Here is a 26,800-nt window from a genome sequence, read left to right as displayed (position 1 = left end):
ACCTATAATCATTTGTTTGCGACACCGCTTTACGGAGGGCCAATCATCGCGCCCCCCGCAAGTGGAAAAACGGAAGAAAAATCAGATAGTTGAGATCAAACCGGCGTAGTTTCCGGGCTTTATCACCGCGGACTGATTCGCGCGTCCGATCCCTAGGCCACTGCCCTTGGAACCGGGCGCACCCCCTTGGCGCGGCCGGTCTGGCTGGTCAGCACGAAATCCGAGATGCGCGGCGCGATCTCGGACCGGAAGCGCGAGCCGTTGAACACCCCGTAATGGCCGACGCCCGGCTGGACATAGTGCGCCTTGCGATCCGGCGGGATATTCGTGCAGAGCCGATGCGCGGCCTCGGTCTGGCCGAGCCCGGAGATGTCGTCCTTTTCACCCTCGATGGTGAGCAACGCGACGTTCCGGATGGCCGACGGATCGACCTTCAAATCGCGATGCATCATCTCGCCCTTCGGGAGAGAGTGCTTCACGAACACGGTGTCGACCGTCTGCAGATAGAACTCTGCGGTCAGGTCCATGACGGCGAGATACTCGTCGTAGAATTCGCGGTGCTTCTGGGCGGAGTCGCCGTCGCCCTTCACAAGGTTGAAGAACAGCTCCTTGTGCGCATCCAGGTGACGGTCAAGATTCATGCTCACGAAGCCGTTGAGCTGCAAGAAGCCCGGATAGACATCGCGCATCACGCCGGGATGCGGGAACGGCACCTTGGTGATCACATTGCGCCGGAACCAGTCGACGCCCCGGTATTCGGCGAGCTTGTTGACCGCGGTCGGATTGACGCGTGTGTCAATGGGACCTCCCATCAACACCATCGAATGCGGCACATAAGGATCGCGCTCGGCTTCCATGCGCGCGACGGCCGCCAGCACCGGCACCGAAGGCTGACAGACCGCGACGAGGTGACAATCGCCGCCCAGCGCATGCAGGATGGAAATAACGTAGTCGATGTAATCGTCGAGATCGAAGCGGCCTTCCGACAACGGCACCAGACGCGCGTCCGTCCATTCGGTGATGTAGACGTCGTGGTTCGGCAGAAACGCCTCGACCGTGCCGCGCAGCAGCGTCGCGTAGTGTCCGGACATCGGCGCAACGATCACGACCTTCGGCTGCGCCCGGCGCGGCGGCGTCTTCAGCACGCGCTCGAAATGGAGAAGCCGGCAGAACGGTCGTTCCCAGACCGGCGTGATGTGCACATCGACCCGCTCGCCACCGACCATGGTCTCGTGAATGCCCCACTCCGGCTTGCTGTAACGGCGCGTGAAACGTTCGAACATTTCTGCGGAGGCCGCGAGCGTCTTGCCGACCGTGGTGTGCGACCACGGATTGAGCGGGTTCTTCATGTAGAGGCGCGTCACATCGGCAAAGGCGCGCGCCGGATTGAGGGCTGCGTGGCTCATCTCGTAGAGCCAATACATGCCGTTGGAGAGGACCGGCCCGCCTTCAGTCGGCAGGGCGGGTGCACCACCAAATTCGCCAATTGCCATTTTGTCGCGTTCCGGCATCCTATTGCAACGCAACATCAAGCCTTTTGTTCGCGCCGTCAATATAGGCGAAAGTCCTTCTCAACTGATTAGATAACCGTCACTCGCCCGTCTGCATCAGCGATCCCACTGTCCGGGCGCTGCGCAGCAGGGCCAAAAAGGCAATAACAGCGGCGAAAAAGTAGGCTGCATTGAGCCCGAAGGCCCAGACCATCAGGTCGCCGCGGAAGGTATGATCGATCAGCAAAGCCCGCATGCCCTCGAAAACATAGGTCGGCGGCAACGCCCAGGCGACCGGCTGCAACCAGACCGGCAGGACCGAAACGGGATAGTAAACGCAGGTCAGCGGCAGCAGCAGGAACATGATCGTCCAGGCCATGCTCTCGGCGCCCATGCCGTTGCGCAGCACTATTCCCGACACAAAAATACCGACGGCCCAACTCGTCAGGATCAGGTTCATGAAGAACACCGCGAGCGCGAAGCCAAAGCTGTAGAGATTGAAGTTGAAGAAACCGATGGCGAGGATCGTCACCGGAACCATGCCGATGGCAAGACGCACGATGCTCATGATCATCAGCGCGCAGATGAATTCACCCGGTCGCAGCGGGCTCATCATCAGATTGCCCATGTTTCGGGCCCACATCTCTTCAAGAAACGAGATCGAAAAGCCCAGCTGACCGCGGAACAGGATATCCCAAAGCAGCACCGCGCCGATGAAAGTGCCGCCAGCCTTCGCGAAGAAACCGGCATTCTCCGATACGTAGAGCTGCAGGAAGCCCCACATCAGCATCTGCACGGCCGGCCAGTAGATCAGCTCAAGCAATCGCGGCCACGAAGAGCGCAGAAGATACCAATAGCGGAGGACCATCGCGAAGATGCGGTTCGGTGAGAACGCAATCGCCTCGGGCGCCGGGTGTTGACGGGACTGGAGATTCACGGTGCGACCTCGGACACGTCTTGCGCCGTTCTTCGGCCGCGCGCGATATCGAGAAACACGTCCTCCAGATTTTCGCGACCGTAGCGCGCAAGCAACCTGTCAGGCGCCGCATCGTCGACGATTTCGCCGCGCTTCATCATGATGACGCGATCGCACAGCCGTTCGACCTCAGCCATATTGTGGGACGCAAGGAGAATGGTGGCGCTGCGCTCGGCGCGATAGCGCTCCAGCTCGGCGCGCACCCAGTCCGCTGTGTCGGGATCGAGCGAGGCGGTCGGCTCGTCCAGTAGAAGAATCTCCGGATGGTTGAGCAAAGCCTTGGCGAGCGAGACGCGAGTCTTTTGTCCCGACGAAAGCTTGCCGGTCGGACGGTCGAGGAAATCCTTGAGGTCGAATTGCGCGCCAAGCTCCCGGATGCGCTCATCAAGATCGGACACGCCGTAGAGCTTGCCGAACACCGTGAGGTTCTGCCGCACCGTGAGCCGCATCGGCATGTCGACATACGGGCTTTCAAAATTCATGCGGTGCAGGACACGATGGCGCCGGCGCGGCATCTCCGCGCCCAGCACAGCCACCCGTCCGGAGGTCGGCGTTACCAGTCCCATGATCATGGCAATGGTAGTGGTCTTGCCTGCGCCATTGCCGCCGAGCAGCGCCGTGACGGAGCCAGCCGCAAGCGCGAACGAAATGCCGTTCACCGCCATGCCGCCCTTGTAGATCTTGACGGCGCGATCGAGCGAAATGGCAGGTTCGGTAGCGGGCATGGATAGTCCGGCAGGATCAGGCCGCCGGTTTTGCGCTTCCCCTCCCGGAAGCGCAAGCCCGGCCCCCTCCGGCCGTTTGACGCTGCGCGCAAAAGCGCAGTTTCATGTGACGCCCCACCTGACTAGAACCTGAGGCATGTCAGCGATGGATCTCGACCGCCTGCCAATGCCGCGCCGCAACCTGCGGCTCGATACGCTTGTGCGCCTGCGGTGGCTTTCGATCATCGGCCAGACCGTTGCCGTGCTGGTGGTCTATTTCGGGCTGGAATTCGACCTGCCGATCTACGCGTGCCTTGCCGCGATCGTGCTGTCGGCCTGGCTGAACATTGCCCTGCGGATCCGGTTCCAGCAGGCGCGACGACTGGAACCCAGCCGCGCGGCATGGCTGCTCGCGTTCGATATCGGCCAGCTCGGCGTACTCATGTATCTCACCGGCGGCCTCGATAACCCGTTCTCGTTCTTCTTCCTCGGCCCGGTGCTTCTGTCTGCGACCGCGCTGCCGGCGCGCATGACCATGCTGCTCGGGCTGTTCGCGATTGCATGCATGACCATGCTGATCTTCTTTCACGAGCCGCTGCCATGGTCGGAGGATTACGGGCCGATGCCCGTTCTTCCCAACACTTACATGCTCGCAGTCTGGTTCTCGATCCTGCTCGCGATCCTGTTCATCAGCCTCTACGCGTGGCAGGTCAGCGAAGAATCGCGGCAACTGGTCAACGCCCTTGCCGCAACCGAACTCGTGCTGGCGCGCGAGCAGCACATCACGCAGATCGACGGACTTGCCGCTGCGGCCGCGCACGCACTCGGCACGCCTTTGTCGACGATCACGCTGATCGCCAGCGAACTCGAACGTGAAATCGATCCGAAATCGCCGCATGCCGACGACGTCCGTCTGTTGCGCGAGCAGGCGCAACGTTGCCGCGATATTCTCGCCAAGTTCAATGAACTGCAGGCCGAAGGCGTGCCCTTCGACGGACTGCCCCTGTCTTCCCTGCTGCAGGAGGTCGCCGAACCACACAGGCATTTCGGCATCGCCATCGACGTGAAGATGCCGCCGGGACAATCGTCACCGGTGGCCCCGCGCAATCCCGCGATACTGTATGGGCTCGGTAATCTGGTCGAGAACGCCGTGGATTTTGCGCGCGAGAAGGTCGAGATCACCGCGGAGTGGACGGCCGATACCGTGTCGATCGTGATCAGCGACGACGGACCGGGCTTCGCGCCGGAGATTATCAGCCGGATCGGGGAACCTTATGTCCGCAGCCGCAAGTTGCGCCGGATGTACGCAACAGGCGACACCGGCATGGGGCTGGGCTTCTTCATCGCGAAAACTTTGCTGGAGCGAACCGGCGCAAAGTTAACTTTTGTCAACAAAGCCTTCCCGGAGTCCGGTGCCGTGGTTGCGGTTCGCTGGCCACGCGAGGATTTCGAGTTCAAGGGCCCGTCCGAGCTTGAGCCCAAGGCTGCGAACGCATAGTTAGGGGCGAACAGGCGTCTTTGGAGAGTTCCATGACCTTGCAACCGGCCATACCCAGCGAGCGCTCGCTGCTCATCGTCGAGGACGACAAGTCCTTCCTGATGCGGCTCGCCCGCGCCATGGAGGGCCGCGGATTTGCCGTCACTACCGCAGAGTCGGTTTCGGAAGGTCTGATGCAGGTGGAGCGCTCGGCGCCCGCCTTCGCGGTCGTCGACATGCGCCTCGGCGACGGCAATGGCCTCGACGTCATCTCGGCCCTGAAGCGCCGACGCCCCGAAGCGCGCGGTATCGTTCTCACAGGCTACGGCAACATCGCCACTGCAGTGAACGCCGTGAAGCTTGGCGCGGTCGACTACCTTGCCAAGCCCGCCGATGCCGACGACGTGGTCAACGCGCTTCTCTCTGTCGAAGGCAAGAAGCCCGAACCGCCGGAAAATCCGATGTCCGCGGACCGCGTTCGCTGGGAGCATATCCAGCGCATTTACGAATTGTGCGGGCGCAACGTGTCGGAGACCGCACGGCAGCTCAACATGCATCGCCGTACGTTGCAGCGGATCCTGGCCAAGCGCGCGCCGCGGTAAACGTCCCGCCGGCGCGTCGGCTACATCTCGTTGCCGTAAGGCCCTGCTGGATCGATCAGCGACTGCAGTCGCAACGACGCACATTGCGCGATCCGCAATGTCATCACCTTGCGCGTCGGCGCCGGCAAGCGGTGCTCGGGAGCGTCACAGACAAACTCTCCGCCGAAGCCATCGGCAACGATCAGCCCGGTATCCTTCGGGAAGATGTTGCACGGCACCTCGACCGTCGTCGCGAAGAACAGACGGTCGCAATGCATCCGGTAATCCATCCATTTCTGGTCGGCGCGGAAATCCGCAATCGATGACTTGATCTCCACGATCCAGATCTCACCGCTGCGCCCGATGGCGACAAGATCCGCGCGCCGGCCTGACGGCAGCGGCAATTCGCTGACGCAGGTGAACCCGTGGGACAGAAGAAGCCGCATCGTGCCCCGCGCGATTGTCAGCGCGGTCTGAGACTGCCGGCCGTCGACCGGCATCTCCGCGATGCGACGGATCAACTCGCTCATTCGGCCGCCTCACGCTTGTGCCGCCGCGAGGCGTGATCCGGGAACGTGCGCTCCAGCGCTTCGCGCGATGCCTCGATCACTCCGCGTTCGGTGATGAGGCCGGTGACGAGACGCGCCGGTGTCACGTCGAAGGCGGGGTTCGCAGCAGGTGATCCGTCCGGAACGATCGTCACGGTCCCGATCCGGCCGTCCGGGGTGCGGCCGGACATGGCAGTCACTTCAATTGCGCTGCGCTGTTCGATGGGAATCTCGGCAACGCCATCATCGAGCGCAAAGTCAATCGTCGGCGAAGGCAGCCCGACGTAGAACGGCACGCCATTGTCGCGCGCCGCAAGCGCCTTCAGATAGGTCCCGATCTTGTTACAGACGTCGCCACGTCCGGTCGTCCGATCGGTTCCGACGATGACCATGTCCACCTGACCATGCTGCATCAGATGCCCGCCGGCATTGTCCGCGATCACGGTATGCGGCACGCCGTGTTGGCCCAGTTCGAACGCCGTGAGCGAGGCCCCCTGATTGCGCGGTCGCGTTTCGTCGACAAAGACATGGACGGGAATGCCGCCGTCATGAGCCGTGTATATCGGCGCCGTCGCAGTCCCAAGATCGACGGTCGCAAGCCATCCGGCATTGCAATGCGTGAGGATGTTGACGGGCTCGCCCGGCGCCTTGCGCGTGGCAATGGCTTCGATCAGCGGCAGCCCATGCCGTCCGATCGCTTCGTTGATCGCGACATCCTCGTCGCAGATCGCAGCAGCGCGCCGGTAAGCCGCTTCGACACGGTCGCTCCGCGAATGCTGGCGGACAAAGGCCGACACATCGTCCAGCGCCCACCGCAGATTGACTGCCGTCGGGCGCGCCGCGAGCAGCATGTCATAGGCGCTGGCGAGGTTATCGTCCGAGGCATCCGCCCGCAGCGCCAGCGCGAGCCCGTAGGCAGCGACCGCACCGATCAGTGGCGCACCGCGCGTCTGCATGCTGGCAATCACATGCGCCGCGTCGGCGGCGCTGAGCAATTGCAGCCGCACGACCTGCCAGGGCAGCAATGTCTGGTCGATTATCCCGACCGACCAGCCGTCGGGTTCGAGCCAGACGCTCCGGGTTGCGACGCCGTTGAGCTTCATGGATGACAGATAAGCCGGTTTGTCAGCACCGCGAAAGCGAATTTGCAACGCTGCCATGAACCGCCGATCCGCCCCTGCCGATCAAGCCCTGATCGCTTGCGCTTGGAGCGCGGCTGACGCAATGTCCGGCCGGTTTTTTCAGGGGTCCGGCGAGGGTACCATAATGTCGACCGACAACAGCGCAGCCTACAACAACCGTGCGGCCGTTGCGGACTTCCCGATCATCGTCGCCCAGTGGCAGCGCGACGCGGCGGCCTATCGCGACATGATGGCCAAGGAGGGCCGCGCGGAGCTCGACATCCGTTTCGGGCCGAGCGAGCGGCAATATATCGACCTGTTCAAGTCGAATGACGCCGATGCCCCGCTCGCCCTGTTCATCCACGGCGGCTATTGGCGCGCCATGAGCCCGAAGGAGCACAGCCATCTGGCGCGCGGGCTGACGGCGAATGGCGTCTCGGTTGCGGTTGCGGGCTATGACCTCACTCCGCAGGTCTCGATCGCAGAGATCATCGAGCAGATGCGCGCGGCGGTGCTGTTTCTGTGGAAGCGCTTCGGCAAACGCATCATGGTCTATGGCCACTCGGCCGGTGGACACCTCACAGCCTGCATGATGGCGACCGACTGGCCAAGCCTCGACAAGACAGCGCCCGCGGACCTGGTCCCGGCCGGCTACGCGATATCCGGCGTGTTCGACCTCGCCGGGCTCGTGAACACGGACATGAACGTCGACTTCAAGCTCGACGACGCCTCGGCTCATGCGATTTCGCCGCTGTTCTGGCCCGCTCCCAAGGGCCGCGTGCTGGACCTCGTGGTCGGCGGAGACGAACTGCCGGAATTCATCCGGCTGTCCCATGTCATGGCCGATACCTGGGGCGCCGCCGGCGTAAAGACACGCTACGAAGCCATCCCTGGGACACACCACTTCAATGTCGTGGCGCCGCTTGCCGATCCGCTGAGCGCGATGACCGGACGGGTCGTGGAATTGTGCGAACTGACGCGGGCCTGAGGCGCCGCGCGCCTCAGAACCAGTAGCGCCACGCATAGACTGCGGTGAGGATCACACCGATCGCAGTCACCACCCATCGCATGATCTCTTTCGGCGCGTAACGTGCGATCCGCGCGCCGATGAACGAGCCGATCAGTGCGCCGCCCATCATGCTGAGTGCGGCCGGCCAATTGATGCTTCCGTCAATCGCGAACACCGCCATCGCGACGGACCCGTTCAACGCCGCGACCAGGTTCTTGGTGGCGTTGGCCGGCCGGTACTGGCCCGATGTCGCGAGCTGCAGAACGGCCACCAGCAACACACCGACGCCCGCAGCGAAATAGCCGCCATAGACCGAAACCGGCAGCAGCATCGGAATGGACGTGAGCTTGATCTCGGGCTCGCGACCATGCTTGGCGAGCGAGCGGGCGCGCAGCGCGTTGCTGATCTGCTCGCCGAACGCGAACAGCACCGTGGCAAAGCCAATCAGCAACGGCACCAGAATTTCGAAGGTCCGGCTTGGCGTGAGCATCAGCAGGACCGCGCCGATGCCTGCGCCAACCACCGATGCGAACACCAATCCGACGAACCCGCGATCGAATGGCGGCAATTGCGAGCGGTCGGACAGCGCGGCCGTAAAACTGCCCGGAGTCAGCGCTGCGATATTGGTCGCAATCGCTGCGACCGGAGTAAGTCCGACCGCCATGAGGCTCGGAAAGGTGATCAAGGCCGCACCGCCGGCAAGGCTTGCGATCGTGCCGCCCGCAAGTCCGGCAGCAATCAGCAATGCTACGGCTGCAAAATCCATTGTTCCCCAGCACCCGCCGCGATCCCGACGCTCGCGCCAGAGCGGCGCGGCAGCATCAGCCAGTGCCACGGGCATCCAACCAGCCTGCGTGACCCTGTAAAGACGTTGATGCCCGGCACCAAGGCCGGGCATCACAGACGAGCTATGCGCTCACAAGCAGGCAGCAGGCGATCAGAAGAACGCCTGGATCCCGGTCTGTGCGCGTCCGAGGATCAGCGCATGAATATCGTGCGTGCCCTCGTAGGTGTTGACCGTCTCGAGATTGGCAACATGGCGCATCACGTGGAACTCGTCGGCAATGCCGTTGCCGCCGTGCATGTCACGGGCGACTCGGGCGATGTCGAGCGCCTTGCCGCAATTGTTGCGCTTCATCAGCGAAATCGACGGCGGGGCCGCACGGCCCTCCTCGATCAGACGGCCGAGGCGCAGCGCGCCCTGCAGGCCAAGCGCGATCTCGGTCTGCATGTCGGCGAGCTTCTTCTGCACGAGCTGGTTGGCGGCGAGCGGCCGGCCGAACTGCTTGCGGTCGAGCGTATATTGACGCGCGGCGTGCCAGCAGAACTCGGCGGCGCCCATGGCGCCCCAGGCAATGCCGTAGCGCGCGTTGTTGAGACAGCCGAATGGACCCGCGAGGCCGGACACATTCGGCAGCAGCGCATCTTCCGGCACGAAGGCATTGTCGAGCACGATTTCGCCGGTCACAGACGCACGCAACGACAGCTTGCCTTCGATCTTCGGGGTGGAGAACCCTTCGGTCCCGCGCTCGACGACGAAGCCGCGGATCTTGCCATCGAGCTTCGCCCAGACGATCGCGATGTCGGCGATCGGGGAGTTCGAAATCCACATCTTGGCGCCGGTCAGCCGATAGCCGTTCGGCACCTTCTCCGCGCGCGTCACCATCGATCCGGGATCGGAACCGTGGTCCGGCTCGGTGAGGCCGAAGCAGCCGACCATCTCGCCCGAGGCGAGCTTCGGCAGATATTTCTTCTTCTGCGCCTCGGTGCCGTAGGCGTAGATCGGGTACATCACGAGCGAGGACTGCACCGACAGGGTCGAGCGATAGCCCGAATCGACCCGCTCGATTTCGCGTGTGATCAATCCGTAGGCAACGTAGCCAAGGCCGGCGCCACCATATTCTTCCGGGATGGTCGGGCCGAGCAGCCCGAGCGCGCCCATTTCCGGCAGCAGCGCGCGGTCGACCTTCTCGTCACGGTAGGCCTCGATCACCCGAGGCATCAACTTATCTTGTGCGTATCCGCGCGCGGTGTCGCGGACCATACGCTCCTCTTCGGTCAATTCTCCTTCGAGGTTGAGCGGATCTTCCCAATCAAAGTGGGCGTCCTTGATGGACCCCGGGCGCTGGACGTTAAGTTTTTCTGCGGCTTGACTCATGGTGCTCTCCCTGCAGGAGCCGATCTGCCCGCTATCGGTCAGATATTTTCCGTAAATGCAACACTAACGATCCGAATGCTGGCGTCCGGGCGGGCTCGGATGACCGCAGAAGTTGCATCCACTAACATTATGTTCGGATTCGGGACCTAGAATGCGGGTTTCCGGTGGCGGGGATTTAGACCGTGTATAGCCAGAGTTCGGTTTTCGGCGTGTTGAAAGCAGCGCAGTTCACGGGCGTCAGCCTGATCGCTCTGGTTGCGGTGGCGGGGTCAGCCCGGGACGCGGCGGCCCAGAGCGGCTTCTTCGGCCGGGATCCCTTCTTCCAGCGCTTCGACGAACCGCCGCCGCCACCGCGGATCGAGCCCCAGCGGCCGGACCGCGCGCGCCGCGCGCCGCGTCAGCCCCAGAAACATGACATCAAGCCGGTGGAGCGGATCAAGGACGCGCCGCCGCCCCCCGGACCGCACATGCTGATCGTATCGGTCAAATCCCAGAACGTGTCGTTCTATGCCAACGGCAAGCTGGTCTCGCAGTCTCCTGTTTCGACCGGCAAGGCCACGAACCCGACCCCGCACGGCGTCTTCAGCGTGATTCAGCGCAACCGGCACCATCGCTCCAATATCTACAGTGGCGCGCCGATGCCCTACATGCAGCGCCTTACCTGGTCGGGCATCGCCCTGCATCAGGGCGCGTTGCCCGGCTATCCCGCCTCGCATGGTTGCATCCGTCTGCCGGAGCAATACGCTCACTATCTCTGGCGCACGATCAGGATGAACACACGCGTGATCGTCTCGCGCGAGGACGTTGCGCCGGTCGACATCACGCACGCGATGCTGTTCCAGCCGAAAGCGGCGCCGACCGTCGAATCCGTGCCTGAACTGCGCAAGACATTCGATACGACCACGCCACCTGTCCGCACCGCTCTTGCGGAAACCTTCGCGACCGACGGTGCGGGCGACCGCCCGGAGGGTGACGCGGCAAAGCCGGCGATGCGCGACCTCACCTCCTCGGTCGAGCAGATCAATTCAAGCGATGCCCCGAAAGCCGACATCGCCGCGCCTGTGCAGGCCGAACAACGCGTCCAGTCCGAACCGGCGAAATCGCAACTTGCCGAACCATTGCAACAGCCGAGCCTGCCATCGGGTCCCGAACTCGCTGGAGACAAGAGCGACACCACCGCCTCCGTCTATCCGCAGCCGGCAGATATCCCGGAACCGATCCTTGCGAGTTTCGCTCAGTCGCTTGAGGCCAAGCAGAAGAGGACGGTCCCCAGCGGGGCGATCACGGTGTTCATCAGCAAGAAGGAAAAGCGGCTTTATGTCCGCCAGCACTTCATTCCGCTGTTCAGCGCACCGGTCACTTTCAAGGACGAGACGGCAAATTTCGGCACGCATGTCTTCTCCGCCCTCGCGACGGACGGCAGCAAGGACCTGCGCTGGACGGTGGTCAGCATGCCGCAGGAATTGCCCAGGACCGAAAAGGTCCAGACGCGGATCGAGCTCGATCGCCGCGGCCGCCAGATCGAAGTCCCGGTGAAGCCGCATGGCAAGGCGCCATCGCCGATTCCGAGCCTCGGCGCTGCCGCCGTCCTCGATCGGATCGAGATTGCGCCCGAAGTCGTCGAGCGCATCTCCGAATATGTCTCCGCCGGGGCGTCGCTGATCGTATCCGATCATGGTCTCGGCAACGAGACCGGGCTCTATACCGATTTCATTGTTGTGACGCGGTAAGCGAGATCAGCCGAATTCCGGCCACGCTCGATCTGCGTCAGACATCAACCCGCACATCCGCACCGACAAGCCCGCGATCCTTCGCGAGCTTTGCGGCAATCGCGGCCACCGTATCGAGCGTCGGTGTCGAGAGCTTTGCGGCACGCGCAAATGCGAGCGGCGCAAGCATGATCTCGGCGATTTCCATCGGCCGTCCCTGCTCGTAATCCTGCAGCATCGACGCCTTGTGATGGAGCAGCTTGGCGATCAGTTGCTCGGGATCAAGCCCAAGCTCGTAGCCATGGGCGGAGGCAATCGCCATCATCTCGCGCGCAAGCCGCCGGTAGATTTCCGACATGGCCCTGTCCTTGCGCGCACCATCCGACGGACTGGAGGTGACAAATCCGAGACCAGATCCGCTGACATTGGTGACGAGTTTCGTCCAGACCGCGGTGCGGATGTCGCCTGGATCGGGAGAGAGGATTCTGGCGCGCTCGAATTCCTGCCGAAGCGCAGACAGTGCCGGCACCTCGCGTCCGGCGATCGCAGCGACTTCCAGCCTGTTGTGTTCGGGCGAGTTGTTCTTGATGACACCCGACGCCTCGACCTCGTTCGCCGAGTAGATGATCCCGCCGATCACCTGATCCGGCCTCATCGCCGCGAGGAACGTCTTTGCCAGATCGAAAATCGGAAGCGCGGGCGGCGTCGGATGCGACGCCGGCAAGCCGACCGGATACCACCACGTCATCCCGTTCTGCGGGAAAATGACCAGCGTGTCCTTACCGACAAGCGGCGCGATCTGAGTAGCGATCGCAGGCAGCGCGGTCGCTTTGGTCGCGACAATCACGACGTCCTGCGGACCGAAATCACCCGGTGTGTCGCTGGCAGCGACATTGGCGGACAATTCCTCGCCGCCCGTCCGAAGTTTCAGGCCGCGGTCGCGGATGGCCGCAAGATGGGGGCCGCGTGCGAGCACCGACACATCGTGGCCGGCGCGCGCAAGGCGAACGGCGAAATGCCCGCCACTCGCACCGGCTCCGAAAATGCAGACTCGCACGGTCCGTCCCTATTGCTTCTCGATCTTCGCCGTCTCGACCGCACCACGCCAGAATTTCAGATCTTCGGCAATCACGCGGTCGAATTCGGCCGGTCCCTGCGGCACCGGGACCATTCCGAGCGCAATCATCTTTTCTTTCACGTCCGGCATGCGCAGGGCGTCATCAAGGATCTTGTAGAGACGTTCGAGGATGTCTTTCGGCGTGCCGGCCGGTGCAAACATGCCCACCCAGGCCGTCGACACGACACCCGGCACGGTCTCGCTGATCGTCGGCAAATCTGGCATGCCGTCGTAGCGCTTCGGCTCTGCGAGCGCGACGAGACGCAGGCGACCGTCCTTCACCAGCGGCATCACCGACGGCAGAGTGGCAAAGCTCATGTCGATATGCCCGCCAACGAGAGCCTGCACCGCCGGCGCACCGCCCTGGAAGGGAACGTGATTGATCGAGATTCCGGCCTTGGTGCTCAGAAGCCCGCCGGCGATCTGATGCGCCGAGCCGACGCCTGCGCTACCGAACGTCAGCTGGCCGGGCTTCTCCTTCGCAAGGCGAATGAGATCCGCGATTGACTTGATCGGCGATTCGGAGCGCACCACCAGCGCAAGGTAGGTTTCGCTCAGCAGCGCGACACCCGACAGCGCCTTCACGGGGTCGAATGGATAGTTCTTCTGAATCGCGGGCGCCATCACCACCGGCGCGTTGACCGTGACGAGGAGCGTGTATCCATCCGGTTGCGCTCGGGCGACCTGCGCCGCGCCGATCACGCCTCCGGCACCGCCACGGTTTTCGATGATGACCGATTGTCCGAGCGCTTCGGTAAGCTTCGGCTGGAGGATGCGAGCGGCAGCGTCCGACAAGGCGCCCGCCGGGAACGGCACGATGATTGTGATCGGGCGTGTTGGATAGCTTTGCGCATGCCCGGTCAGAGTTCCGGCCAAGGTCATGCCAATCACGATCATCGATGCCAGCAGGCGTCTCATCGGTCCGTTTCCTTTTAGTTCTGGATTTTCTTGGTTCGGGGTTTCTTAGGCTTTCAGTTCTTGAGCGAGTGCGCGAGGCACGCTCACCTTCATTTCCAGCGCCATCTGGCCGAAGGCCTTGCCTTGCGGATCGATGCGGCGCGAGGCCATGCCGCCGCCGCCGAGAGCGTCTTCAAGAAGGAAATTGAACGCATTGATGCCGGGCGCCTCGAACCGAGTGACCTTGCCATGGACGAGGCCCTCGAAATGCGCAGCCATCTTTTCGGTCGTGACCTCACGACGGATCAGCGGCACGTATTTCGGATCGCGCGCGATGATTGCGATGTTGGAGCCGTTGCCCTTGTCGCCGGAGCGGGCGACGGCAAGTGACCGCAGATCAACCTCAACGAGAGCATCACCGGCGGCGGGCTCTGACGGCTGCTCCACCACGGGCTTCGGCGTATAGCCGCCCTTTGTCGGCACATTGACGGCGTCAGGCGCGGCGTCGCCGATCTGAACCGTCGGCGCAGGCATGGCCGCCTTGTCGATGAAGAACGTGAACAGCCGCACCACCGGCGTGGGCTTCGGGCGCCCGGAGAAAATCCCGGTCGTGCCTTGCGCAAAGCCAAGACCCACAGAACCGAGTTCGCGGGCGAAGATGTCGATCGCCTCACGATCCACATGATCGACGACAAGCCGCATCAGCACTTCGCGCGTGTGCCGTGCATTGGCCTTCGAAGCGTAAGCCGACTCGGAGCCAAGCGCCTCGATATGCGTCGCAGTGAAATCCGGAAGCTGGCGCTGGCGGAAATGCATCCGCGCGCGCGCGAGCAGCGCCTCGGCGGTTCTTTCAGCCTTGCGTACCGCATCGGGTCCGACGATCGAAACGACGGCAACGCCGCGCCAACCATCCTGGAACGTGGCGGAAACCTTGTATTGCGATGTCGGCGCATAACCCTTCGCGCCGGACACACGGACGCGGTTCTCGCCGACCTGCTCCAGCGTGACGCCGGTGAAATCGGCGACCACGTCGGGAAGCATATAGGCGGCAGGATCGCCGACCTCATAGAGCACCTGTTCGGCAACCGAGGCCGGCACGATCAGGCCGCCGGTATTGTCGGGCTTCGACAGCACGAAGCTGCCATCGCTTTTGCAGGAGGCGATCGGATAGCCGATATTGTCCCAACCGGGCACCTTCTCCCAGTCGGTGTGCACGCCGCCGGTCGACTGAGGCCCGCATTCGAGAATGTGGCCGACCAGGCTGCCCGCTGCGAGCCTGTCATAGTCGTCGGCCTTCCAGCCGAATTCGTGCATCAGGATGCCGAGGGCGAGCGCAGAATCCGCACAGCGGCCGGTGATGACAATATCCGCACCGCGACCGAGTGCCTCCGCAATCGGTAATGCGCCGAGATAGGCGTTAGCCGTCAGAAGCTTTGGCGGCAGTTCCTCGCCGGTCGAGGCTTCGCGCACGGTCGCACGCAACGCGTCGATGCGCGGCAACACATCGTCGCCTTCCACCACTGCGATCTTCAGCGAAAGACCAAGTTCCGCGCAGGCGGCGTCAAGTGCGCGCTTCGCACCCTGGGGATTGACCCCGCCGCCATTGCTGACGACCTTGATCCCGCGCTTGGCGATCTCCGGCAGAGACCGCTTGAGATAAGCCACGAAGTCGGGCGGGAAGCCCGCATTCGCATCCTTCATCCGGGCGCGCGCCAGGAGCGACATCGTCACTTCGGCGAGATAATCCATCATCAGATAATGGACATCGGCTGTCAGCAATTGCGGGATCGCCATGGGGCTGTCGCCCCAGGCGCCCGATGCACCGCCGATATTGACAATCTTCTCGGCCACGCCAGTGCTCCGCGTCAGTAGGATTTCGGCAACCCGAGTTCACGCTCGGCGATGAAGTTCAGCACCATCTCGCGCGACACCGGCGCAAGCCGCACCACCACGGCCTCGCGGAAATAGCGCTCGACGTGGAATTCAGCGGCATAGCCCATGCCGCCATGCGTGCGCACGGCCTGATCGGCGGCCTTGAAGGCGGCATCCGACGCAAAATACTTCGCCGCGTTCGCCTGCGAGCCGCAGGGCTGTCCGGCATCGTACAGCTCGGCCGCATGCAACGTCATCAACTCGGCGGCCAGCAGCTCGGACCAGTTCTCCGCAAGCGGATGCTGGATGGACTGGTTCTGTCCGATCTTGCGGCCGAACACCACGCGCTCGCCGGCATATTTCACCGCACGCTCAAGGCACCGCCGTCCGATGCCAATCGCTTCGGCGGCATTGAGGATGCGCTCCGGATTGAGGCTGTCGAGGATGTAACGGAAGCCGTTGCCATCCTCGCCGATGCGATGCTCCACCGGCACTTCGAGGTTGTCGTAGAAGGTCTGGTTCGAATTGACCGCGTGCCGGCCCATCTTCAGGATTTCGCGCACTTCGATCTTGGAGCGGTCGAAATCCGTATAGAACAACGACAGGCCATCCGTCGGCTTCTTGCACTCCTCGATCGGAATGGTGCGCGCGAGCAGCACGATCTTGTCGGCCTGCTGCGCGGTCGAGGTCCAGATCTTCTGGCCGTTGACGATGTAGCGGTCGCCCTTTCGCACCGCACGGGTCTTGATCTTCGACGTATCGAGGCCGGCATCCGGTTCGGTGACGCCGAAGCAGGCGCGCGCCTTGCCGCTGATGATGTCCGGCAGCCACTTCTTCTTCTGCTCCTCGGTGCCATGCTTGACGATCGAGTGCAGTCCGAAAATGTTGATATGGATGGTCGAGCAGGCGGCGAACGCGCCGGCCGAATGCGCGACCTCCTGCATCATGATGGCGGCTTCAGTGACGCCGAGACCCGCGCCGCCGAACTCCTCCGGCATCGCGATGCCAAGCCAGCCGCCATCGGCGATCGCCTTGGCGAATTCGAACGGGAAGGAATGAGTCTTGTCCTTCTCGAGCCAGTACTCATCGTCGAACTGATCGCAGATCGCTCGGATCGCATCGCGGATTTCGCGCCGTTCCGGCGTAGAACAAAGGGCGTCGAAGGTTTTCACGGGTCAGCTCCCAGTGCTGGTCTTGGTCTTGGTTGGTTGGGCTTCGGATGTCTGCGCGTGCTTTTTCTTGCGCGCCGGCAGGATTTCCTCGGTGTGTTCGCCGAGATTTGGGGCAAGGCAGCGGATCGAGGCGGGTGTCCGCGAAAACTTCACGGGGAACCGCGCAACCTTTACCCGGCCTTCGGTCGGATGCTCCATTTCGGAGAACATCTTCACCGCCTTGAGATGCGGATCATCGAACAGATCTTCGATCTTGTTCACAGCATGCACTGGAATATCGGCTGCGCGCAGCGCTTCGATCCATTCCGCCGTCGTCTTCTGCGGCAGATGGTCCTTGAGGTAGTTCCCAATATCCTCGGCGTATTGCGTGCGCGTTTCCGGCGACTTGAAGCGGGGATCGGTATCGAGGAGGTCGGGCTGGCCAGCCATGGTCGAGAACGCACGCCAGTGCTTGTCGGAATACACGACGAGCGCGAGGTACCCGTCCTTTGTCGGATAAGGTCCGCGCACGCGCGACAGCAGACGCTTGTACCCCATGTTGCCGATCGGCGGGACAAATGCACCGCCGCCCATGTGATCGGCGAGCACGAATTGCGCCATGGTCTCGAACATAGGCACTTCGATCTCCTGGCCTTCGCCAGTCACCGCGCGATGATGCAGGGCGCTGATGATGGAGATCGCGAGATAGAGGCCAACCACACGGTCACTGATGTTGACCGGTGCGTAGCGCGGTGCTCCGTCAATCGTCTGGAACAGACCGGCGATGCCGGCGGCCGCCTGCGTGAGATCGTCGTAGACCGCCTGACCCGCATTCGGACCATCGGAGCCGTAACCGACGGCAAGGCAATAGATGATGTTGGGCTTCACCGCCGAGATCGTGTCGTAGCCAAGGCCCAGCCGCGCCATCGCCTGCGGGCGCACATTGGACACGAACACGTCTGCATCCGGCAGCAACGAGAGCAGCGCCTCACGATCGTCCGGATTCTTCAGGTCGAGGACGACGCTGCGTTTGTTGCGATTGGCATTGAGATAGAGCGGACCCATGCCCTCGGTGCGGTTCGGCCCGATCCAGCGCATGGAATCGCCGCCCGCGTTTTCAATCTTGATGACGTCCGCGCCGAGATCGCCAAGGATCTGCGTCGCCGACGGCCCCATCACCACCGTCGTCAGATCGATCACGCGGATTCCCGACAGCGGGCCACGCGATGTGGGTGTTCCGGATGCTTTCATCCGGCGCCTCCGATTTCGCTATACCGAAAATAATGTCGCTATTTCGAATTTCTTCTATGGCCGCTCGCGCGCAGAGTCAATCTGACCCCTGCCAACTTTTGTTGGAGACGGCCGCCGGAAAGCGCCTTAGCGCGCTCCGCCCTCGCCGAGGGTCTTGCAGGCATCCGTCACAAGCTTGATCGCCTGATCGAGCTTCGCGCCCATGCGGGAAGTGGGGCCTGCGATCGTCACGATGTAGTCGGCGCCATGCCAGCGAAACAGCGAGGATACCGTCGTCGCATCCTCGACACTTTCAGCCCGATTGAGGAAATAGCCGCGGCGCTTCGAGGTCTCGATGTCGCTGCGCAAGGCCTCTTTCGAGCGAATGGTGTTTGCGGTCATAGGCGTGAGCTTCGCAGCCTTCAGCCAGCCCTCGAATTGATCGGACGGAAGGCTTCCGAGATAAGCCTTGCCTGCGGACGTCGCGTGCAAGCTGCGAACCTGGCTGCCGGCATTGACAATGAACCGCAGCGGATGGCTTGGCTCCAGAACCAACAGATACGTAGCGCTATTTTTGCTGCCCTTGGCCAGCGACACTGACTCGTCGATGGTGTCGCGAATCTTGCGCATCAGCAGTTCTGCGCGGACAAGGATAGGATCGTGCTCGGAGATGATCTTCGCGAGATTGAGCAACCGGACGGTCGGATAGAAACCTGCGCGCGGCCCCATCTCATAGAGATATCCACGCGCCACCAGCGCACGCAGTACATCATGGCAACTCGATGCCGGGATGCCCAGCAGCCGCGAGATATCGGACAGCGACAGCGGCCGGCGTTCAGCCGCAAACAATTCGATGAAATCGAGCGTCCGCTCAACGATCTTGGACATTCTCTCAGCGGCCCCCCGGAAGTCTTTCGCGCTGCATACAACGGTTCCCCGTGCGGAGCAAAGACGAACAATATTGTATTGCGGCCTGTCGCGAAGGATAATGCGCCATGACGTCCTCTACCGCAAAATCCGCACAACGCGCTTTTGAGATCCTGGAACTGTTCGGCGAACGACGAACGCCCTTGTCCGTCATGGATGTCGTGCGCGCACTCGACTATCCGCAATCCAGCACGTCAATGCTGCTCAAGGGGCTGCATGCGTTCGGGTATCTGAACTACGACAGCCGGCAACGCCGCTATTCCCCGACAGCGCGCGTGGCGCTTCTGGGAGCGCAGATCACCCGCGGCTTCTTCTTCTCCGGCGACCTTGCCAAGCTCGCCTACGACCTTCAGGCGCGGACCGGAGAAGAAGTGTTGTTCGGCATGCAGAACGGCGTGCACGTGCAATATATCCAGACACTGGAATCGCCGGCCTATGCGATGCCGTTCCATCATCGCTCGGGAACGCTGCGCCCGATCGGCCGCACCGCGACCGGGAAGATGTTGCTCAGCCTGAAATCGAATACCGAGATCGGCGCGCTGGTGCGGCGGATCAATGCCAACGATCGGAAACCGTCAGTCAATCTGACGGTGCTGCTTGCGGAGATCGAAGCGATCCGCGAATGCGGATACGCGGTTTGCCATGAAGAGGCGACACCGGGCGCAAGCGGCCTCGGCATGCTGATGCCTCCGCTCCCGGATCATCCGCCAATCGCCATCGGCATTGCCGGACGCACGGAACGCATCCGTGCGCGCCAGTCGTCGCTGATCGATGAATTGCGCGAAGCGGTTCAGGGCTTCGCAGAACAATCCGGCAAGACCGGTGGCGCCTCTGAAAGACAGCGTCCCGGCCGCGGCAATCACGCCGGGCTGTAGAGCCCCTTGTCAATCGCAAGCCGCGCGGTGATCGCCGCGAGTGCATCATAGGTCGGAACAGCTATGTCCGCGGCGCGCGCAAAATCGATCAGCGACACGACCATTTCGCCGATCTCCATCGGCCGCCCCTGCTCATAATCCTGCAGCAGCGATGGCTTGTGATCGAGAAGGCCTTGCAGCATCTTGTCCGGATCAAGTTCGCGGGCCAGCGGGTAACCATGCGCGGCCGCAACGGCCAGCAATTCGCGGACGATACGGATATAGACACCGCCGAGCGCGGGATCGGTCTTCGAGATTGCAGCCTTGTTGCGGGTCGCGAGCGAGATCGTTGAGCCGCTCGCAGTGATCAGCAGCTTATGCCAGACGGTCTGCCGGATGTCGTCAATCTCCGGCGCTTCAAGCCCAGAGCTTGTGAACGCGTCACGCAGCGGCGCGAACACGCCGGGCGCGCGTCCGTCAATCGGGCCGAAGTCGAGCCTGTTGCGGGCTGGCGAGTTGTTCTTGATGACGCCGGGCGCTTCCACTTCGTTCGCCGAGTAGATGATGCCGCCGGCAATCTGCGCGATGGTCATATGCGGCAGGAACCGGTCGGCCAGCGCAAAGACCGGCACGCGAGGCGGTGCCGGCTTGTCGGCCGGTAGCGCGAGCGGATACCACCAGCTCATCCCGTTCTGAGGGAACACGACCACCGTCTCCGGCCCGATGAGTGGCGCGATATTGTCTGCGACGGCGGCGAGTCCGGTCGCCTTTACGGTCACGATGACGGCGTCCTGAGGTCCGAGCGTCGCCGGATCGTCGGTCGCAGCCACCGACGCTTGCATGACCCGGTCCTTCAGCTTCAGCGTCAGTCCGGATGACCGGATCGCCGCAAGATGTGGGCCGCGGGCAACAACCGACACCGCATGACCGGCATTCGCCAGCTTCACCGCGAAATGCCCGCCGCTCGCTCCAGCGCCGAAAATACAAATGCGCAAGATCGGTTCCTCCTGTTTTCCTGCCCGTACGGGCCCCAAGCGGCGCCTTAATGTCAATCGCGACCGCGCTCCATCACTCCACTGATATCCGCTTCGCCGCACTCGCGGCATCCGCTTCTATTGATAGGGTGCCGCCTCCCGATTGCAGGAGTGCGACCCGATGCTGGTTTACGAGGCCGTCGCCAAGGCCTTTGTCGATGAGGGCTGTGAAGCCGTGTTCGGACTGATGGGGGACGGCAACATGCCGTTCTGGGGCGCGCTCGCACGCTTCCCCAATGTCGCGATCTATTCGACGCGGCACGAGGCAGCGGCCGTAGGCATGGCCGACGGCTATTTCCGCGCCACCGGAAAGCTTCCGATCGCAACCGTTACATGGGGACCGGGACTGACCCAGGCGGCGACGCCGCTGACCGTCGCCTGCCGCAATCGCACGCCGATGATTCTTGCGCTGGGCCAGCAGGGCAAGAATCCGAAGGACCGGACACAGTTCGTCGATCATCGCCGTTTCGGCGAGATCTGCGGCGCGCGCTATCAGGAAGTGACCAGCGCCGATACGGCCGAGGCCCAGATCGCGGAAGCATTCTACGCCGCGCGCGTACATCGGATACCGGTTCTCCTCGATATTCCGATCGATGTGCAGTTCAAGACCCTCGATTTCGATTTCGATTACAAGCCATCGCGCAATTTCATCCAGCCCACCGATCAGGTTGTCGCGACCGAAGAGTCGCTGCTGCCGATCATGGAAGCGCTGATGGCGGCAGAGAAGCCGATCATTATCGCCGGACGCGGCGCCCGCTGGTCCGGCGCGCGTGACGAAATCATCGCGCTCGGCGAGAAGAGCGGCGCATTGCTTGCCACCACCTTGCCGAACAAGGGCTTCTTCACCGGCGCCGACTACGACATCGGCGTCGCAGGCGCTTTCGCCAGCGCACCGACCGAGAAGCTGTTTGCCGACTGCGACTTCGTCCTCGGTATCGGCGCGGAGCTCGGCTATTTCACCACCGAAGGCGGCTTGCTGTTCCCCTCCGCCAATGTCGCCCGTATCGACATCAAGCCGGCACCCGACGAGATCGGCCCCCTGCCCGGCCTGTTCGCGCGCGGCGACGCCAGGAGCGCAGCGGCCACGCTGACCGGCATGCTGGAAGCGCGACAGGTCCGCAAGGCCGGCTATCGTTCCGCGGACACGCAGACGATCATGAACACGAGCCCCAAGCAGCTCGACAAGCCGACCGATGGTGTCGATCCACGCGGCCTGATGCAGAAGCTCGGCCGCGCGCTTCCGCCCGACGTTCGCATCGTCACCGGTGTCGGGCACTATCTCGGCTTCGTCGTGATGTATCTGCCTCTGCCCCGACAGGCCGAACAGATCATCACCTACCAGTTCGGCTCGATCGGACAGGCCCTGATTCAGGCTGTCGGCGTCGCGGCCGCGAAAGACGGCCGGCCTACGGTTCTGATCGAAGGCGATGGCAGCCTGATGGTGCATGTGCAGGAACTCGAAACGGCGCAGCGCGAAGGTTTGTCGCTCACCGTTGTCGTGATGAACGACAACGCGTTCGGCGCCGAAGTCCACAAGCTCCGGGCCAAGGGCTTCGAGCCATCGCTGGCCAAATGGTCCAACCCCGATTTCGTCGCGCTGGTCCGCAGCTTTGGCGGCGATGGCGTAGTGCTGACCGCCGAAGACGACATCGGCGCGGCGCTGAAGGCCGGCATCGCCAAAGGCGGCGTGTTCGTGATCGACGCGCGCATTTCGCCGAGCACGGTCAGCGATACCTATCGCAAGCTGCATTTCGGCCTCGAAAACCTCGCACCGCTGTTGCGTCCGTCATGAGGTGGGAGGGTGACATCACCGTTCCCGGTCGGCCGGAGGAGGTAATTGCTGCCTTCGCCGACATCGAGCGCATGGCGCAGTATCTGCCCGGCGCTTCGATCGAAGGGCGCGGCGATGACGGCAGCTATATCGGCGCGATCACCGTGACGTTCGGGCCGAAGCGGCTGGTCTTCCGCGGCAAGATGACGTCGGAGATGGATACCGCGGCGAGGACCGGTGCATTGCAGGGCCAGGGCTCGTCCGATCAGCGTGCCGCCCGCTTCAAGGTGCGTGTCACTTATGCCCTCCATGACGCGAGTAACGGCGCGGCGCAGCCATCGACCCGCGTCAACATCGTGTCGGTTGCGGAGTTGCAAGGCGTCCTGGAGGACTTCGCCCGTACGGGTGGTCCCGCCGTGGCCAAGGTCATCCTCGATGAATTCGCATCCCGTTTCGCCGCAGGCATGGCGGCAACCCAAGGCGCCGCCTCGGAAACGGCAGCGCCGGTCCCGACGCAAGCATTGTCGGGACCGGCACTGATGCTGCGCGTTGCAGGCGCGATGATCGCGCAGACTTTGGAGCGCCTGCGCAAGTTGTTCGGGGGGTGAATTAAGGCTGGATCATTTGTCTGTCATTGCGCGGAACGTCAGCGACGAAACAATCCATCTCACTTCACAATGCCGGATTGCTTCGCCGCGCTCACAATAACGTTCTATTGCGCAAGCTTGATCGTGACCTGCTTCAGGTAATTCGCCCAACGGTCGCTGTCGGCTTTCAGGCGTGCCCTTGCCTCCGCCGGGCTGGTCGCCACCACAGTCTCGGCCGTCTTCGCCAGCTTGTCGACGATGTCCTTCTCCTTGATCGCCTTGATCAGGTCGGCGCTGAGCCGGTCGGCGACAGCCTTTGGTGTACCAGGCGGAGCGAAAAAGCCGGACCAGGTCGCGACCACGATCTCGGGATAGGTCTCCGCGATCGCCTGCACATCCGGCAATTGCTTGAATCGCTCCTTGCCGGAAACACCGACGACCCGGATCGAGCCCGAGCCGACATGCGGCAGGATCGAGGTGATGGTCGCAACCACGACGTTGATATGTCCGCCAACGAGATCGGTCATTGCCAGTGCGACGCCCTTATAGGGCACGTGCTGCATCTGGACGCCGCCCAGCCGGTTCAGCATCTCACCGATGATCTGCTGCGGCGCGCCCGACGTGCCGAACGTGACCTTGCCGGGGTTGGCCTTTGCGTAGGCGATCAGCTCCGGAATGTTCTTCGCCGGAACCGAATTATGCACCGCGACCCCAACCACCGTCTCGGTCGACAGCGTCAACGGTGTCGCGGCCGCGGGATCGAAGCCCACATTCGGATACAGGAACGGATTGAGCGTCATCACGCCGTCGGTCGTAAGCACGAACGTGTGTCCATCGGGGGCGGATCGCAATGCCTGCGCGGTACCAAGATTGCCGCCACCGCCCGGCCGGTTCTCGACCACAACAGGCTGCCCGAGCATCGGCTGAAGCTTCTGCTGCACCATGCGCGCGAGTGAATCGATCTGTCCGCCCGGCGGATAGGGCACGATCAACGTCACAGGCCCATTGGGATAGGACTGCGCCTTCGCATCGGCCGTGACCGATAACGCGAGCGCGATCATCATCAATGCGGACAGACTGGATTTCACGTCGTCTCCTCCGGGAAACTGTCGCGCGCCAGGTGATTGACGGCGGCAGAAGTCTCTTGTTGTGTGGTCTCAACAGCCGCCGACGATCAGCGGGGCTCGATACAGTACGGTCGTTCCGGCGCGGCAGATATCATAATGCTGATATGTCGGAACGGCGCGCGGGAGGTGAACGATGAGTGCGCGAATGCAGGTCTCCTACATCGGCGGTTATATCGATCCGGGTTTTGACCGCACGATCGAAGCCTGCCCCGACCTGTCTCTGGTGCGGATCGACAAGTCGCAGAGTTTTGCCGCACTGCACAGCACACTCGCCGCATCGCATGCGATCCAGATCGATTCAGCACGGCTCGATATCCCGGAGCATCTGCGGATCGGCCGTGAATTCCTCACGCAATGCCCGCAAATCCTGGTGGTTTCGGCAAGCGGCGCCGGTTTCGATGCCATCGACGTCTCGGCCTGCACCGATGCCGGTGTGATTGCGGTGAACCAGACCGGGGGCAATCGCGAAGCCGTAGCCGAGCACACGCTCGGCATGATGCTGTCCCTGACCAAGCGCATCGGCGAGACGGACAAGGCGCTCCGCACCGGCGATCCTGTCGATCGCATCGCGTTCATGGGCGACGATCTGTATGGAAAGACCGTAGGCATTGTCGGCTTCGGCAACACCGGCACACGCGTCGCCGAACTCTGCGCCGGCCTGTTCGCGATGACGGTCCTTGCCTACGATCCGTATGTCGGTGCGAACGCCATCACCGCGCGCGGCGCGCGAAAGGTCGAGCTGGACGAACTGCTTCGGGCATCCGATTTCGTGTCACTGCATTGTCCGTTGACTGCCGAAACGACGCGCATGATCGGACAACGCGAATATGCTGCGATGAAACCGCGCGCATTCTTTGTCACCGCGGCGCGCGGCGGGATCCACGATGAGGCGGCGCTATACGAGGCCCTGAAATCGGGTCACCTCGCAGGCGCGGGCCTCGACGTCTGGGAACAGGAGCCGCCGCCCGCGGACCATCCGTTGCTCACGCTGCCGAACGTGATTGCAAGCCCGCACACGGCCGGCGTGACCCATGCCGCGCGCCGGCGGCTTGCCCTGATGGCGGCAGAGCAACTGATCGACATCCTGCGCGGCGGCCAGCCGCAGCGCATGCTCAATCCCGAAGCGTTGCCGCGCTTCCGTGAGCGTTTCGACAAGGTGCTGGCGCAGAGGTAAAGCCCAGCACTCGATATTTTCACGAATTACGCGCATCGCGTCAGGAGCGATTGATGAAGGCTGGCATTGCATCACCGAACGGGGTTGTCCTTCAGGATGTGCCGGAGCCAACACCGGGGCCGCACGACCTCCTCGTGCGCGTAAAGGCAGCGGCCCTGAACCGCGCCGACCTGGCGGCGGCAAAGAGCGGCCCTGGCGCCGACGCAAAGCCGATCGGAATCGAGTTTGCAGGCGAAGTCCTGGAGGTTGGCGAAGCAGTGCGTGACTTCCAGCCTGGCGATCGCATGATGTGTCACGCGACCGGCAGCCACGCCGAACTTGCCCTGTGCGACCACCGCCGGGCGCTGAAGATTCCCGATGCCATGAGCTTCGAGCAGGCCGCGATCCTGCCTGTCGGGCTCAACACGCTCCACAACGCACTCGTCACGGCGGGCCGCCTCAAGGCCGGCGAGACTGTGCTGGTGCAGGGCGCAAGCTCGGGCGTCGGGATCATCGGCCTGCAGATGGCCAAGCTTCTTGGCGCAAGGCTTGTGATCGGCACCTCAACCAACGACGTGCGGCGCGCACGCCTGAAGGAATTCGGTGCGGACCTTGCTCTCAACACCGCCGACCCGGATTGGCCGGAGCAGGTTCTGGAAGCGACGGGAGGCGAAGGCCTGCAGGTGACGGTCGACATGCTGTCGGGCCCGACCGTGAACCAGACCATGCGCTGCACCGCCGTGAAGGGCCGGATCGTCAATATCGGGCGGCTCGCCGGCGCCAGGGCAGAGTTCGACTTCGAACTGCACGCACGCAAGCGTATCGACTATACAGGCGTCACCTTTCGCACCCGCAGCATCGAAGAGGTGCGCGACATCATGCTCGCGATGAAAGACGACATCTGGGATCATGTGATCTCGGGCCGCATTCGCGTGCCGATCGACAGCAGCTTCCCGCTTTCGCAAGTCCAGGAGGCGCACGCCTATGTGCGCGCGAACAAGCATTTCGGGAAAGTGCTGCTGCTGCCGTAGCGGCTCGTCATGCGCACAGTGAGAGTAACGTTAACGCGCGCTGGTGTTGGAATGAGCTGGGCTCGATCGGTATGGCTTGCCCATCGATGACCGAACGCGATCGCCCAACCGTCCATCCATGACTGCCCGAGACAACGCGCCCGCTCTCAAGGCGCAGACCGAACAGGACACGTATTACTGCGTCGATAGCGGAGACGGGACGCGGACGAATCCATTCTGGCTGACGGATATCTCGGCAGGCGGCGCACGACTGATGGGGCGCAATGTCGCGAACAT

The 26,800-nt window shown here is 62.9% G+C and carries 24 protein-coding genes; 9 read left to right on the top strand and 15 right to left on the bottom strand.

Features of this window, described 5'->3' with window-relative positions; genetic code table 11:
• Positions 1-152: 152 nt before the first annotated feature.
• The 3 genes from VNZ93_RS13975 to VNZ93_RS13965 form a co-directional block, all read right to left on the bottom strand.
• Complete coding sequence (locus VNZ93_RS13975; protein WP_325705970.1) at positions 153-1,493, bottom strand: polyhydroxyalkanoate depolymerase; 1,341 nt, start codon at positions 1,491-1,493, stop codon at positions 153-155.
• Between the two features lie 97 nt (positions 1,494-1,590).
• Positions 1,591-2,358, bottom strand: coding sequence for an ABC transporter permease (locus VNZ93_RS13970; RefSeq protein ID WP_325706143.1), 768 nt, complete (start codon positions 2,356-2,358; stop codon positions 1,591-1,593).
• Between the two features lie 65 nt (positions 2,359-2,423).
• Positions 2,424-3,191, bottom strand: coding sequence for an ABC transporter ATP-binding protein (locus tag VNZ93_RS13965; RefSeq protein ID WP_325705967.1), 768 nt, complete (start codon positions 3,189-3,191; stop codon positions 2,424-2,426).
• Between the two features lie 136 nt (positions 3,192-3,327).
• Here VNZ93_RS13965 and VNZ93_RS13960 point away from each other — a divergent pair, with 136 nt between their 5' ends.
• Positions 3,328-4,668, top strand: coding sequence for an ActS/PrrB/RegB family redox-sensitive histidine kinase (locus VNZ93_RS13960; protein WP_325705964.1), 1,341 nt, complete (start codon positions 3,328-3,330; stop codon positions 4,666-4,668).
• Positions 4,669-4,700: 32 nt separating this feature from the next.
• On the top strand, positions 4,701-5,249 hold the full coding sequence (locus tag VNZ93_RS13955) for an ActR/PrrA/RegA family redox response regulator transcription factor (protein WP_325705961.1): 549 nt from the start codon (positions 4,701-4,703) through the stop codon (positions 5,247-5,249).
• Positions 5,250-5,269: 20 nt separating this feature from the next.
• Here VNZ93_RS13955 and VNZ93_RS13950 read toward each other — a convergent pair whose 3' ends face one another.
• Positions 5,270-5,758, bottom strand: coding sequence for an MmcB family DNA repair protein (locus tag VNZ93_RS13950; protein WP_325705958.1), 489 nt, complete (start codon positions 5,756-5,758; stop codon positions 5,270-5,272).
• Positions 5,755-6,879 (bottom strand): S-methyl-5-thioribose-1-phosphate isomerase, encoded by a 1,125-nt coding sequence (mtnA, locus tag VNZ93_RS13945; RefSeq protein WP_325706140.1) that lies wholly within the window; start codon positions 6,877-6,879, stop codon positions 5,755-5,757. Before mtnA ends, VNZ93_RS13950 begins: the two co-directional genes overlap by 4 nt.
• A 163-nt stretch (positions 6,880-7,042) precedes the next feature.
• Here mtnA and VNZ93_RS13940 point away from each other — a divergent pair, with 163 nt between their 5' ends.
• The gene (locus VNZ93_RS13940; RefSeq protein WP_325705956.1) at positions 7,043-7,885 is read left to right on the top strand and encodes an alpha/beta hydrolase; all 843 of its coding nucleotides are present in this window, start codon (positions 7,043-7,045) and stop codon (positions 7,883-7,885) included.
• 13 nt (positions 7,886-7,898) lie between these two features.
• On the opposite strand, the gene VNZ93_RS13935 is transcribed toward VNZ93_RS13940, so the two are convergent.
• The gene (locus VNZ93_RS13935; protein WP_325705954.1) at positions 7,899-8,672 is read right to left on the bottom strand and encodes a sulfite exporter TauE/SafE family protein; all 774 of its coding nucleotides are present in this window, start codon (positions 8,670-8,672) and stop codon (positions 7,899-7,901) included.
• A gap of 171 nt (positions 8,673-8,843) precedes the next feature.
• Positions 8,844-10,064 carry an acyl-CoA dehydrogenase gene (locus tag VNZ93_RS13930; protein WP_325705951.1) on the bottom strand — a complete coding sequence of 407 codons (1,221 nt, stop codon included), beginning with the start codon at positions 10,062-10,064 and terminating at the stop codon, positions 8,844-8,846.
• 182 nt (positions 10,065-10,246) lie between these two features.
• Here VNZ93_RS13930 and VNZ93_RS13925 point away from each other — a divergent pair, with 182 nt between their 5' ends.
• Complete coding sequence (locus tag VNZ93_RS13925) at positions 10,247-11,794, top strand: L,D-transpeptidase (protein ID WP_325705948.1); 1,548 nt, start codon at positions 10,247-10,249, stop codon at positions 11,792-11,794.
• Positions 11,795-11,831: 37 nt separating this feature from the next.
• Here the strand turns inward: VNZ93_RS13925 and VNZ93_RS13920 are convergent, their stop codons facing one another.
• The 6 genes from VNZ93_RS13920 to VNZ93_RS13895 form a co-directional block, all read right to left on the bottom strand.
• On the bottom strand, positions 11,832-12,830 hold the full coding sequence (locus VNZ93_RS13920; protein WP_325705945.1) for a 2-dehydropantoate 2-reductase: 999 nt from the start codon (positions 12,828-12,830) through the stop codon (positions 11,832-11,834).
• Positions 12,831-12,839: 9 nt separating this feature from the next.
• Positions 12,840-13,808 (bottom strand): tripartite tricarboxylate transporter substrate binding protein, encoded by a 969-nt coding sequence (locus VNZ93_RS13915; RefSeq protein WP_325705943.1) that lies wholly within the window; start codon positions 13,806-13,808, stop codon positions 12,840-12,842.
• 45 nt (positions 13,809-13,853) lie between these two features.
• Positions 13,854-15,638 carry an acyclic terpene utilization AtuA family protein gene (locus VNZ93_RS13910; RefSeq protein WP_325705940.1) on the bottom strand — a complete coding sequence of 595 codons (1,785 nt, stop codon included), beginning with the start codon at positions 15,636-15,638 and terminating at the stop codon, positions 13,854-13,856.
• A 14-nt stretch (positions 15,639-15,652) separates the two neighbouring features.
• Entirely contained in the window at positions 15,653-16,831 is a 1,179-nt protein-coding gene (locus VNZ93_RS13905) for an acyl-CoA dehydrogenase family protein (RefSeq protein ID WP_325705937.1), read from the bottom strand.
• 3 nt (positions 16,832-16,834) lie between these two features.
• Positions 16,835-18,061, bottom strand: a complete 1,227-nt coding sequence (locus VNZ93_RS13900; protein WP_325705934.1) for a CoA transferase — start codon at positions 18,059-18,061, stop codon at positions 16,835-16,837.
• Between the two features lie 126 nt (positions 18,062-18,187).
• Positions 18,188-18,928: an IclR family transcriptional regulator gene (locus VNZ93_RS13895; RefSeq protein ID WP_325705930.1), complete on the bottom strand. Its 741-nt coding sequence runs from the start codon at positions 18,926-18,928 to the stop codon at positions 18,188-18,190.
• A 107-nt stretch (positions 18,929-19,035) separates the two neighbouring features.
• Here VNZ93_RS13895 and VNZ93_RS13890 point away from each other — a divergent pair, with 107 nt between their 5' ends.
• Positions 19,036-19,842 carry an IclR family transcriptional regulator gene (locus VNZ93_RS13890; protein WP_325705927.1) on the top strand — a complete coding sequence of 269 codons (807 nt, stop codon included), beginning with the start codon at positions 19,036-19,038 and terminating at the stop codon, positions 19,840-19,842.
• Here the strand turns inward: VNZ93_RS13890 and VNZ93_RS13885 are convergent.
• Positions 19,827-20,816 carry a 2-dehydropantoate 2-reductase gene (locus tag VNZ93_RS13885; protein WP_325705924.1) on the bottom strand — a complete coding sequence of 330 codons (990 nt, stop codon included), beginning with the start codon at positions 20,814-20,816 and terminating at the stop codon, positions 19,827-19,829. The two genes, VNZ93_RS13890 and VNZ93_RS13885, sit on opposite strands and share 16 nt — an antisense overlap.
• Before the next feature lie 160 nt (positions 20,817-20,976).
• On the opposite strand from VNZ93_RS13885, the gene VNZ93_RS13880 reads away from it, so the two are divergent.
• Both VNZ93_RS13880 and VNZ93_RS13875 read left to right on the top strand, forming a co-directional pair.
• Positions 20,977-22,647 carry a thiamine pyrophosphate-binding protein gene (locus tag VNZ93_RS13880; protein WP_325705921.1) on the top strand — a complete coding sequence of 557 codons (1,671 nt, stop codon included), beginning with the start codon at positions 20,977-20,979 and terminating at the stop codon, positions 22,645-22,647.
• Positions 22,644-23,234, top strand: a complete 591-nt coding sequence (locus VNZ93_RS13875; protein WP_325705918.1) for an SRPBCC domain-containing protein — start codon at positions 22,644-22,646, stop codon at positions 23,232-23,234. Before VNZ93_RS13880 ends, VNZ93_RS13875 begins: the two co-directional genes overlap by 4 nt.
• 104 nt (positions 23,235-23,338) lie before the next feature.
• On the opposite strand, the gene VNZ93_RS13870 is transcribed toward VNZ93_RS13875, so the two are convergent.
• Entirely contained in the window at positions 23,339-24,301 is a 963-nt protein-coding gene (locus tag VNZ93_RS13870; protein WP_325705915.1) for a tripartite tricarboxylate transporter substrate binding protein, read from the bottom strand.
• 172 nt (positions 24,302-24,473) lie between these two features.
• On the opposite strand from VNZ93_RS13870, the gene VNZ93_RS13865 reads away from it, so the two are divergent.
• Together VNZ93_RS13865 and VNZ93_RS13860 are read left to right on the top strand one after the other, a co-directional pair.
• Positions 24,474-25,514: a hydroxyacid dehydrogenase gene (locus VNZ93_RS13865; RefSeq protein ID WP_325705912.1), complete on the top strand. Its 1,041-nt coding sequence runs from the start codon at positions 24,474-24,476 to the stop codon at positions 25,512-25,514.
• A gap of 53 nt (positions 25,515-25,567) precedes the next feature.
• Positions 25,568-26,524, top strand: a complete 957-nt coding sequence (locus tag VNZ93_RS13860; protein WP_325705909.1) for a zinc-binding dehydrogenase — start codon at positions 25,568-25,570, stop codon at positions 26,522-26,524.
• Positions 26,525-26,800: the final 276 nt, after the last annotated feature.

This window comes from Pseudorhodoplanes sp. (assembly GCF_035565795.1).
Taxonomy (GTDB): domain Bacteria; phylum Pseudomonadota; class Alphaproteobacteria; order Rhizobiales; family Xanthobacteraceae; genus Pseudorhodoplanes.
This window is presented reverse-complemented; position numbering and strand designations above follow the sequence as displayed.